Source organism: Paenibacillus soyae, from assembly GCF_024623455.1.
Lineage (GTDB): Bacteria > Bacillota > Bacilli > Paenibacillales > Paenibacillaceae > Pristimantibacillus > Pristimantibacillus soyae.
This window is the reverse complement of the sequence record NZ_JANIPJ010000018.1, coordinates 127,382-138,446: the sequence shown is the minus strand read 5'-3', so window position 1 is coordinate 138,446 and position 11,065 is coordinate 127,382. Positions and strand designations below refer to the sequence as shown.

Genomic DNA, 11,065 nt, shown 5'->3' with positions numbered 1-11,065 from the left:
CCCCCCCCCCCCCCCCCCCCGGCAGGTGTCGGCAGAAAATAAGTGTTAGACTACTAGAAATTGAAACAGCGACAGCCAAGGACGATAAAGTCCTAGACTGTCGCTGTTTTATTAAACTAAGTTTCTCCGTTAACGTAATAGCTTATGTTATCAATGCCTCATTTTGTAGTCTCTTGGCAATTTCATCAACCGTCTCTTCAGGAGACAACTCTGATGAATCCAGCCACAATCCTATGCGTGGCGTTTCATTTCGTAACACGCGATCTAACTCATCAACGCTCCAAATACCGTAACCTTTCTTTTTGCGAGTAGCTTCTCTCGTTGCAACTACTGCAGAGTTTGGACAAAGCACTACTACATAAAATGGGCGGCTACTAATATACGAGATAAAATCATTAAGCAGTGGTCCAACGACAACATCTTGAACAACAACTGTAAATCCCGCCTTTTGGTACATTTCCGCTGATTGAGCGGCTAGCTGATATCGTAGCCTCAATTGTTCAAACTCGTCACTTCCCGAATTTGGGTGGACTTCTTTGCGGTTGTTTACAATCATTCTTCGGAAAATGTCTCCACGTAAATGCACCGATTTACCGAATTGTTCAGAAAGCAACTGGGCTACCGTCGATTTTCCGCTAGCCATTATACCTGTAATTAATATAATGCTTGGATCTTTCTCTAACATACATTCACCATCCTTGAATGTAATACTTAAACAGTATATTTGAACAGAAGACAACGATTTAGGGTCGACTTTAGATATATTCATTTATTATGCTCTACTACCCGTTACTTCAACGAACAACGGCAACCGGTCGTAAGGCCGGTCGCCGTATGTCTTGTGCGCTAAAGTTCTCCGTTAGCTTAATTGATGGAGTATTAGCGTACACGATTCATGCTACTCGATAAGATCAGGAGACGTGTCCCCGCCTTGTTCGAGAAATTTTATCTTATTTGGTGTAACTTCATATTTCCAATATGCACTAAGAGTACCTTTTTTTTCTGTTGAATCGCGAAAGTCTTCTGCCTTCCAATATTCTGTTAAAGTAACGATAAATGTACCCTCACTCACCCTTTTTGCAGAAGACTCAAACTCCCCAGGAATCGTTATTCCTGGGGCTGGTCCCCCGCCGTGTATGATACCTTTGACTCTTTTCGCCTCAGTAGGAAAACTTACATCTGAAGAAAAACGTACACTTCTTTCGTTTGTAATCACTTTGGCAATTGCGTCATTTTCAGAAAATTGGGTGTTTTGCGAAGCACCATTTCCATTTGAACATGCCGTAAGTAGCAACAGCACTATCCAAAAAAGTATCGCTTTACGCAACTTTTCACTTCCCCTCAATATCTTACTTATACAGACGAAGCTTTCATCGTATTGTTGCGTTAACCTACCTTTAGCTTAATGAAAAAAGAGCAGCTGCTGCGTTGGCAAACTGCTCCTGGCTGGCTCTGCTAACGTTCCCAGTTAGTGCAAAAAACTAAATTTCCCTACGTTTCCGATCCAACTCATCAAACAATGTCATCAAGCTCTCGGCGACCGTTTTATGAGCCGTATCAATAACGATGTGATTCCGATCCCAAACCTCGTACTGTCGTTTCTTGACCTGCTCCCACGTTGGTAGGACAAAGCCGGGAATATCTGCTTCACGGGATTCGACTCGATACCTATGTTCATGATCGTCAGAGCAGACCACTTCAATTTCCACATACGTTGTATTAAGAGACTCCGCCACGTTGCGCCAAGCCTGGCGTGTGATTTGGATGGGATTGACTGTATCTGCAACCACATTGAGGCCCAACCGCAGATTCTGCAATGCAATCGCATAACATACATTGTAGCCCTCAGGACCGTCGACCCTGATTCCAGTATCCCGCATAGCTTGCTCCACGACATCGACCCGGAGATACGTAGCCCCTAGCTCTCTAGCCAGAGCGGATGATAACGTGGACTTCCCGGTGCCTGGCAAACCGCTAAATATATATAGCATTTAACTCGACTCCTTTCACTCGCCCCCGATTCTATAATCTCACGTTCCCCTCAAATATAACAAGTTACTTTGAAGGCCCGCTAATGGCTGTTGGACTTCTTTGTTGAATGCTGCCGTTACTTCAATGAAAAAGCAGCTGATCGTTGTGACCAGCTGCTGAAGGGATTTATTCAGCTAACGTTCTCCGATAGCTTAATGAAAGTCCCAGTTTGCATTGCTTCTCAAGGCACTTCCAATATTGAAAGTAGCTTTTTAAAGTCTTCCTCTGTAACTTTACCAAACTTGGATTGACCTTCAATAATCACTTCTAATTTGTCTTTCTTTGGAGAAAGCCAAACTGCGTAAGTTACTTGTTCATAAGAAATTGTAGGGTCTATATTGACTGTTAGAATTTTATAATCAGGATGCCGTGACATTTGTACTTTTGCTTTTTCCCACTGCACATTTAATAAAATATCCATTACCGTTTTCACCGTGTCAATATCTTCAATCTTCTTATAAACCGTGTAGTTCTGACCTTCAGGTTTACTGAGATAAAGATTTAAGTTGTTTTCATTCTTCTTTATCGTAATTGGGTTTTCATTCTTCTTTACCGCAATTGGTTCGGGTTGTTCTTTACTGCAACCAATAAGTAAAACGAAACTACATAATACAAGATAAATCATTATCTTTTTAACCATTATGGCAACAACCCCACTGTTACAGAATTATCCTTTTTTATAAGACGTTAACCCTGCATGAATGTTGCAATATTTCAACTCTTCTGCCCGTTAGCTTAATCACGCGGCGCCAGTCTAATACTTATTTCAGTCTATTTTTTCGGAACAGCAGGAGGGCTGTTCCTCTTTTTTTATGTCAATGATCCCAGCTCCCGTCTCACCTCACGGACGATCTCCCGCACGCCCTCCTCAATCTGAACCGTCCGCGCGCGGGCCACGCTAATCCGCAGAAACTTCTCGCGTTCCAGCCAGGTGGATAGATAGAAGCTCTTGCCGGATACAACTTGAATTCCTTTGGCGGCAAGTCTATCGGTTAAACGCTCCAAATTAACCGTTCGCGGCAGGGGCAACGGAAGATACACCCCGGTGCGAACATCCGCTGCGCCCATCATTCCTTCGGTACCGTGCATATGCAAAGCCGTATGAAGGACGTGAAGGCGCTCCGCATATTGGCTGCTTATTTTCCGCTTGTGCCGGTCGTACATGCCGTTTCTCATATACATTTCCAGTGCGGCCTGCGACAGCTGCGAGGTATCTGCGTATCTTTTGTATTCGCTGAATGGCTGCATAAGCTTCTCAGGCAGGACGACGGCTCCGATCCGGAGTCCGGGGAAAATGATTTTCGAGAAGCTTTTGACATACGCCACATGCGAGGTTTCGTTATAGGCATATAGAGGATAAGCGCCCGGCTCGTCGCCCAAATCCGCCATATAATCATCCTCTACAATATATACGCCATAACGGCTGGCCAACTGGGCGATGGCCTTCCTCTGGTTTACGCTGTACGAAGCGCCGAGCGGGCTATGGTATCGGGGCATGGTATAAAAAAACTTAATGCCGCCATGCTTGAAAGCTTTCTCCAACTCCTCCAGATCGATGCCCGCTGTCGTGCGGGCGATCCCGCGTACGGGAATGTTCTCCGCCTCCAGGAACCGCAAATAGAGATCGTAGCTCGGCTGTTCGACGAGAACGACCGAGCTTCCGCTCGGGAAAGGCATTTTCGCCAATATTTCAAGCGCTCGGTTGGCTCCCGGAGTCACGATGATCCGTTCCTCGTTAGCGAATACTTGATCGTTGGCCAGATGGGAAACCAGCTGCCGGCGAAGCGTTCGAAGCCCCAGCGAATCGCCGCAAGTGAACAGCTCGTGCTGATAAGTGTCCAGTGCCCGGTTCAGGCAATGCCGGAAGTCCGCAAAAGGGAATACGCCTGGATCCGGCGACACGGAGGCGAAATCAATAATACGATTCTCGAAGCTGCCAGAGGCGTCTCGGGATTTTCCCACCGCGTAATAGCCGCTCTGCGCGATGGAGTAGATGAGGTGCCGGTTCTCCAATTCCGCATAGGCCCGCGTAACGGTGCTGACGCTGCAGCCATAATGGAGCGCGGCGGCGCGGACGGAGGGCAGCTTCTGGCCGGATGCGAATGGTTCGTTCATTAGCTTTTGCTCGATATCATGGACAATATCCTCGTATTTTTTCACGCGCGCACGCTCACTCTCCAAGTAACTGTTACGATACACTTCGGAAAAAACGTTATAGTTCTTCCTCTCGAGATGGGATACTCTTTCATTAACGGACTCAAGCTTGCGATTGTTACTGTTTAAACTATGAATAGAGGAGCTGAATGTACATGTCTTCCGCATTTCAAAACGATTTTGAGAGCGTGATCCGCAGTCGTCATTCCGTGCGCTATTTCGACGCTTCCCATCAGCTGGGCGAGGAAGAAATCAAGGAGATACTGGAGCTGGCGGGTACAGCGCCTTCTTCCTGGAACCTTCAGCATTGGAAGTTCCTCGCCATCACCGACGCCGCGGCGAAGGAGAAGCTGCTTCCGATCGCGTGGGGGCAGAAGCAAGTCGTCGACGCTTCCGTCACGGTTGCTATTCTCGGTGATCTGCACGCGAATCGAAACGCCGAAGCCGTATACGGTCCGGCTATTCAGACCGGTGCCGAGGATGCTTTCGCAGGCTACTCTTCGCATCAGCTTCTTCTATCGCAGATTGAGGAAGCATACCAAGCGGACGGGGCTGCGTCATACCGCCGCGACGAAGCGATCCGCAACGCATCGCTAGCGGCTATGCAGCTTATGCTTGCCGCGAAGGCGAAGGGACTTGATTCGGGCCCGATGGTCGGCTTCTACCAAGACGCCTTCGTCCAGGCATTCCACGTCCCGGGGCGCTATATCCCGGGGCTGCTCGTCGCCATCGGCAAAGCGGTGAAGCCGGCCCGTCCCACCTCTCGGTTTCCGGTAGAACAGACGGTCATATGGAATGGTTTCGAGCAACAGCCGGGGGAGCATCAAAGAAGCAGCCTAGCGGCTGCCCGGATGGATGCTGTACAATAGAGTACGGTTGTTCGTTTTTCTGAAGTCAAAAAGGAAGTGAATCGCTCATGACTCTGCATTGGCTGGCCGCGAACTGGCTGTATCTCGTTGGATTTGGCATCATCGCCAGCTTGCTGATCGTGTCTCTGCTGATCCAGATGCGATCGAAGAAGTAACTGTTCCTCTAAGCCGCGTCCGTCACCGGACCGGCTTCTTTTGCGTCTTTTGCAGCTTCTGCTTGATGCGGTCGCACTTATTCAGGTGCACGAAGTTATGGCGGGTGGCGGGCATTAACGCCAATCCGGCGATCGTTTTGTTGCTCCAATAGTCCCCAATGCCGCTTGCCTCCGGAAGCAGAGCCTGCTCCTCGAACAGCCTTTGGATGCGGTCAGCCTGAACCTTCTGCGTCCAATCTCCGGGCTGAAGGGAAGCCAGAATTCGTCTTGTTTGTTTGCCTACCGCATACCGATAGGCTAGCAGAGCGCCTATATCCAGCTTCGCGCTTAGCTCCGCGATGTCGTCATCGATCATGCTATTCCCGCTGTGCGCGAAGCGGACGTTCAGATCTTGGAGCCAACTGCCCGAGGTTAGTACTTGCTGACCGTTCGTTACAAGAGCGTTCATCGTCATATCTTCTATTCTCGCAATATGCCACACATGCCAGGCGATCGAGTTTTTCGTATCGGGCGTCTTCATCGGATAGAGTCTCCATGCCGCCTCTTCCAAGCCTTCTACTAACGAGTCCTCGAAGGAGAAGATATCCTCATCGACCAGCTTAGAAGAGTGAAGCGAGGCATGATGAGCCAGAAGCAGTCTGGTTGCGTTTTCGTGCTCGCTGGGTTTCGATAATAGCTCCGTTAGCCGCTTATGGTTTTCATTCCAAACTACTCTTCGTTGCTCCAAATTCCGGCAGCTCCTCTATTGTTATCTTAGTGCTCCTACAATGAATTCGAGACTTTGGGATACAATCCCTTTCCTGGCAAACCTCGCTTGACAGAATTTCCCTCCCCTATTACTCTTATTTTACTTCCTTCATAGCAAGTGACGGCCGGCCTAACTAAACATATCCAGGGACACAAGGAGGCATAAGCATGAAGATGATTCATACGGAACGATTAACGCTGCGGCTCCTCGCGCCGGAAGATGCGGAAGAGATGGAGAGGCTGCTGCAGGATAAGGAAATTGCGAGCACAACGCTCGGTATTCCGTATCCGTATCCCCGAGGCGCGGCGGTTTCTTTTATTCAAATGAGGCAAGACGCGGCTGCGAACGGCAACGGGTACTCATTCGCCATTCTTGATCAGGCTGCGGGAACGTTCATGGGGGTCATCGGACTGCGCATCAACAAGGATCATAACCATGCGGAGCTGGGGTATTGGATCGGCAAGCCCTATTGGGGCCACGGCTATTGCACGGAGGCGGTGAAGGCCGTGATGGACTTCGCCTTTCGCGAGCTGGAGCTGAACCGTCTGTATGCGGCCGCGCTGACGCGGAACCCGGGATCCTACAAGGTGATGGAGAAGGCGGGCATGAAGCATGAAGGCGTATTCCGCCAGCATTTGCTGAAGTGGGGGATTTACGAGGATGTGACGCACTACGGCCTGCTCAGGTCGGACTACCACTAATAGAGGTAGTTCAAAAAGTCCACTTTTGATCACGAAGCGTTTCAGGGAGCTTATTCGACATCGAATATCTCTTGATACCCACGAAAGTGAAGAGAAGCTTCGAAGCTTATTCCGATTACTTTCGCGGGGCCCGGGTTAAGCCGGAACTAAGCGTATGCTTACGAAGTATGTTTCTTCCGGAAACATTGCAGGTGCTCACGTAGCTCCACTAAGCGGATGCTTACGAGGTCGTTTTCTCCGAAAACGTGGACCGCTTCTCATTTCCTAGCTTCATCCGATCTACAGCGTTTTTGGAAAAAACGCAGCAGCGGAAGCATAGGCCAAGGTGCTGAAAACTGGACTTTTTGAACACAAATTAATCAAGAGGACAGGTGGAAATTCGGTGGTTATCAAAACAAAAAGAGCTTGGTGGATCAACGTCTTGTTCGCCCTGCTCTGCACGTTCCCGATGTACGGGATGTTATATGCACTCGTATATGCGTTCTTTTTTATTATTTTTTTGCTCCCGTTGTTATTCGGCGGGAATATATTCCCGGTGGTTTCCGAACGGACGAATGAACTCATAGGGTTGAACTCGCTGTCCGGATGGATCGTGCTGCTGGTCCTTTTTGCGATTTATTTTCTTGTACTGGAGTTCGCTCTCGTCAAAAAATATACGTTCACCCCGCATGGGATAAAGTTCCGGTCGAACTTCGTTAATTATGCGGATATCGCCCACGTCATCATCTACACGGATCGTATTGTGATTGCGACTATAATGGGCAAGGAGCTTGTCATTAAAAATTACAAAAGCGAACAGACGGTGATACAGCCGATCAGAGATGGTTTGAGGTCGATAGGGCTTTCAGGGAAGATTTGGAGGCACGAGCCATCGGGCAACGGAACTTTAATAGAATAGCAATGGGAAGAGCCCGCGGCAATCGCGGGCTCTTGTCTTATAGAGGCTTCTTAGCTTGTCGTTGCAAAAGAAAACTGCTGGTCCGTGCCGCCGTCGTCCGTCATTTGGATCGCGTCCGCGCCGTTCGAGACGGAGCCGTCGGTAATGGTGATGACTTTGCGGCTTTTGACGTTCATGAGCTTGAAGTAGCCGTCTCCGGTGCTCAGGATGCGGAACAGTTGGTTCAGCCCGCCATTGTCGGTATACTGAATGACATTTGTACCGTCGGCGGTTGAAGAGCTTGGAATGTCTAGCACTTTGCCGCTGTTCCGGTTCTTGATCTTGTAATAGCGCCCGCCGACGTCAGTGAACTGCCAATGCTGACTCGTCCAGCCGCCGTCGGAATACTGCTCGATGACCGCGCTATCGGAGGTAGAGCCGTTCGTTACGCCGAGAATGAGATTACTGTTACGGTTTTTGAGTTTATACCAGGAGGAAGTGTTCACGGGCGGGCTGTTCGTGCCGGAAATCGTGCCCGCAGCCGCGTCGATCGTAACTTGGTCATACCAGTTCAGAGACATCGTGGTCGAGGACGGGAAGGTGATAGGCAGCCAGACGTATTCCGATGTGTTCACCGGTCCGCCCCAGGCGCCGGCCCAGCGGTCTCCCATGTACAGGTAGGAGGTGCCGGATGTTCCTTCGACGGGCAGGACGTAGGTCGATTGAGATTGATACGTATTGGCGTTGCCGACATTGGACAGGGAGCTCCAAGGTCCGGCAATGCTTGTCGCCGTGGCGTATTTGGCCTGGTTCGGATTCCAGCCCGTCGCGCCGGACGTGAGAAGGAAGTAGGTGCTGCCGCGCTTGAAGATCGCGGGCGCTTCGCGGTACTGGTTGTCCCAGAGGGTTGTAACAAGGGAGTCGATGCCAAGGAAATCGGAAGTCAGCCGGTAAATGTTCAGATCGGCGTTCACTTGCGTAGCGGAGATCAGGTAGGCGGTGCCGTTGTCGTTGTACACGGTCATATCGCGGGAGTCGTAATTCAGCGGCCGGAAGCTGCCATGGTAGGTGTAGGGGCCTTCGATGTTGGAGGCGGATGCGACGGCTACGCGGGCTTCGCCGTAATCGACGCCGTTCTCCTTGTGCATCCACATGACGTATTTGCCGGTGGAGGCGTTATAGATGACTTTCGGTCTTTCGATGTTGGCCGTGGCCAGCTCGGCATGCGATGTTTTGCTAAGCACATGGGCTCGGAACTGCCAATTCTTCAGATCGGTGGAGCGGTAGACGGAGACATAGTTCGTGCCGTCCCTGTTCTCGCCGAACCAATAATAGTAGCTGCCCGACTTCAGAATGCCGCCGCCGTGAGCCTGAATCGGATTGCCGCTTGTGTCCTTGAACTGGACGCCGTTGTCGATCGTCACGGGAGCAGCCGAAGCGGGAATGGCGAATAACCCGGCGGCCATGCTGAGCAGCAGCAAATAAACGCCGAAAAAGCGTACCTTACGATTCACTATTCATTCCTCCTTTAAATTAAGGAACCTTATGAACCATGCATTTCGGAAGCGCTTCCATTTCTATTGTGACACACCTTTGTCCGAATTGCATCCAACTATTTTTACGACTTACGTAAAGATAACGGTATTTCGGAATGCGGGCACCCGATGTAACCACCTGGTTCTTTCGAGCGTCTTGTTATACGAGATGCGAACGCAGGAGGGAATGACGATGCCGAAGGCAGCCGGGAAGCGAACCATTATGTCGCTAGTGTTAGCACTAATTGTGATGTTACTAATGCTACTTATTACGGGCTGTAACACAGGAGAGGCGAAGAGAGAATTCGATTTTATTTTGTCCTACGGTGTATTAAATAAAAATATAATAAACACAACCAATAACAGTTTTACAAAGGATCTTGTATTAGATGGAGTTGTAACAACTGAACTCATCCTGACAGAAGAAGAAAAACAAGAGATCTATGTAAAGATGAAGGACATTAATTTGTTTCAATATCCTGAAGAAGTTGAAGGGATGAATATTTTGCCTCAGTCTGGGTTTAAGTTTGAAATATATATGGATGGGGAGAGTAAAACGATCAATTGGAAGGGTGCGATTAGTGAATCTGAGAGAGATAAGGAGTTCAGGAGTTTGATAGAGATGATAAAGGAAAAGATTGCAGCGAAAGAAGCATATAAATCTCTACCTGAAGCGCATGGATACTATGAGTAATTCTGCAGTCTGCTAATGAATTGCCGAACATTAGTTCTTCTATTTAATGGAGCAAGATGGTAGAATAGGAAAGACAATTGAATCTTGGGTGGGCATGGTTTCCCTTAGAGAAAGTAAAAACCCACCCCAAGGTTAGCGCCAAAGGTGGGTTTTTAGTCCTGTCTCACTTAGAAGGAAAAATCCCATCCAAGCCAGTTGTTAAGCCGAGTGTTAGCCGCACTCGGCTTCTTTACAGGTTATGATACCACAACTGGAAAAAGAAGTGAACCCAATATAAACGGCATATCATCATGAGGTTTAACCAATTATTTCCCTTATAAGAGGAGGCTACATGAAGAATATACTATTTACCTTACTAACTGTCGTACTTATCGCGGCAGGGTGTGAAGGTCAAGAAAAAAGGCTGACGCTTGCGCAGGTTACGGATATGTTCGAGGCTTCCGGTATTTTATTGCACGAGGCGGAGGATCTTCATCCAGACAACGTCTTCACAATGACGTTGAACGGTGTTGAGCCAGCGGCTTATCAGACGGAGCAAGAGCAGCTAATTAGCATTTACATCTTCCCTTCTAGCGAAGCATTGGAGAAGGGAATCGAGGACTTCGAAGCAAAAACTGCTTTAGCGGATGTAGTGTCTCATGGCAGATATCAGGTTGCGAACGTTCTGATCTTTACGCCGATAGACGAAACGGATCATATAGATCGGGTGGAACAGGTTATTGCCGAACTAAAGAGCATGACGACGAATTGAGGAAATGAGCGAGGTGCGAAAATGATTATTCGAACATTAAATCCGGGCGAGCAGCCGCCCATGGACTTGCTGCTTGATGCCGACCCTTCGCGCGAGCTGGTGGAGGAATATGTAGGGAGAGGCGAATGCTACGTGGCGGAGGATGGCGGGCAGGTAATAGGCGTATATGTTCTCATCCGGACGCGGCCTGATACGATCGAGCTCGTGAACATCGCGGTGGCGGGGGAGCGACAAGGACAAGGAATCGGGAAGATGCTGGTGCGGCATGCGATCGACCAGGCACGGAGACAGGGCTTCCGCACGATCGAGGTCGGAACGGGCAATTCAGGAGTCGGACAGCTCGCCCTGTACCAGAAATGCGGCTTTCGGATTACGGGTGTAGACAGGGATTTCTTTATCCGGCACTACCCTGAGCCGATCTTCGAGAACGGCATTCAGGTGATCGTCATGGTTCGGTTGTCGCAAGATTTGTAACCGTATGATACGAAGTAGCTGCTCTCGCGCGAGAGCGGCTCCTTATGTTTAACGCTCGATAGAGACTAGGATCGGG

General features: G+C 49.3%; 13 protein-coding genes. 6 read left to right on the top strand and 7 right to left on the bottom strand.

The window, feature by feature from the left end; genetic code table 11:
* Positions 1–142: 142 nt before the first annotated feature.
* From NQZ67_RS22490 to NQZ67_RS22470, 5 genes are all read right to left on the bottom strand, one after another.
* On the bottom strand, positions 143–685 hold the full coding sequence (locus NQZ67_RS22490; RefSeq protein ID WP_257450314.1) for an AAA family ATPase: 543 nt from the start codon (positions 683–685) through the stop codon (positions 143–145).
* Positions 686–898: 213 nt separating this feature from the next.
* Complete coding sequence (locus tag NQZ67_RS22485) at positions 899–1,327, bottom strand: hypothetical protein (RefSeq protein ID WP_257450312.1); 429 nt, start codon at positions 1,325–1,327, stop codon at positions 899–901.
* Between the two features lie 154 nt (positions 1,328–1,481).
* On the bottom strand, positions 1,482–1,991 hold the full coding sequence (locus NQZ67_RS22480) for a P-loop nucleotide/nucleoside kinase family protein (protein ID WP_257450310.1): 510 nt from the start codon (positions 1,989–1,991) through the stop codon (positions 1,482–1,484).
* 221 nt (positions 1,992–2,212) lie between these two features.
* A complete protein-coding gene (locus NQZ67_RS22475) occupies positions 2,213–2,671 on the bottom strand; it encodes a YhfM domain-containing protein (protein WP_257450308.1) in 459 nt (152 codons plus the stop codon).
* A 170-nt stretch (positions 2,672–2,841) separates the two neighbouring features.
* Complete coding sequence (locus tag NQZ67_RS22470; protein WP_257450306.1) at positions 2,842–4,191, bottom strand: aminotransferase-like domain-containing protein; 1,350 nt, start codon at positions 4,189–4,191, stop codon at positions 2,842–2,844.
* Between the two features lie 149 nt (positions 4,192–4,340).
* Between NQZ67_RS22470 and NQZ67_RS22465 the strand changes: the two genes are divergently transcribed.
* Positions 4,341–5,054 carry a nitroreductase family protein gene (locus NQZ67_RS22465; RefSeq protein ID WP_257450304.1) on the top strand — a complete coding sequence of 238 codons (714 nt, stop codon included), beginning with the start codon at positions 4,341–4,343 and terminating at the stop codon, positions 5,052–5,054.
* Between the two features lie 177 nt (positions 5,055–5,231).
* On the opposite strand, the gene NQZ67_RS22460 is transcribed toward NQZ67_RS22465, so the two are convergent.
* Positions 5,232–5,936, bottom strand: coding sequence for a DinB family protein (locus tag NQZ67_RS22460; protein WP_257450302.1), 705 nt, complete (start codon positions 5,934–5,936; stop codon positions 5,232–5,234).
* 188 nt (positions 5,937–6,124) lie between these two features.
* Here NQZ67_RS22460 and NQZ67_RS22455 point away from each other — a divergent pair, with 188 nt between their 5' ends.
* Together NQZ67_RS22455 and NQZ67_RS22450 are read left to right on the top strand one after the other, a co-directional pair.
* The gene (locus NQZ67_RS22455; RefSeq protein ID WP_257450300.1) at positions 6,125–6,658 is read left to right on the top strand and encodes a GNAT family N-acetyltransferase; all 534 of its coding nucleotides are present in this window, start codon (positions 6,125–6,127) and stop codon (positions 6,656–6,658) included.
* A gap of 382 nt (positions 6,659–7,040) precedes the next feature.
* The gene (locus NQZ67_RS22450) at positions 7,041–7,556 is read left to right on the top strand and encodes a hypothetical protein (protein WP_257450298.1); all 516 of its coding nucleotides are present in this window, start codon (positions 7,041–7,043) and stop codon (positions 7,554–7,556) included.
* Between the two features lie 50 nt (positions 7,557–7,606).
* Here NQZ67_RS22450 and NQZ67_RS22445 read toward each other — a convergent pair whose 3' ends face one another.
* Positions 7,607–9,001, bottom strand: coding sequence for an RICIN domain-containing protein (locus NQZ67_RS22445; RefSeq protein ID WP_306813020.1), 1,395 nt, complete (start codon positions 8,999–9,001; stop codon positions 7,607–7,609).
* 262 nt (positions 9,002–9,263) lie between these two features.
* Between NQZ67_RS22445 and NQZ67_RS22440 the strand changes: the two genes are divergently transcribed.
* From NQZ67_RS22440 to NQZ67_RS22430, 3 genes are all read left to right on the top strand, one after another.
* Positions 9,264–9,764: a hypothetical protein gene (locus NQZ67_RS22440; RefSeq protein WP_257450294.1), complete on the top strand. Its 501-nt coding sequence runs from the start codon at positions 9,264–9,266 to the stop codon at positions 9,762–9,764.
* Positions 9,765–10,095: 331 nt separating this feature from the next.
* Entirely contained in the window at positions 10,096–10,515 is a 420-nt protein-coding gene (locus NQZ67_RS22435; RefSeq protein WP_257450292.1) for a hypothetical protein, read from the top strand.
* Between the two features lie 21 nt (positions 10,516–10,536).
* Entirely contained in the window at positions 10,537–10,989 is a 453-nt protein-coding gene (locus NQZ67_RS22430) for a GNAT family N-acetyltransferase (RefSeq protein WP_257450290.1), read from the top strand.
* Positions 10,990–11,065: the final 76 nt, after the last annotated feature.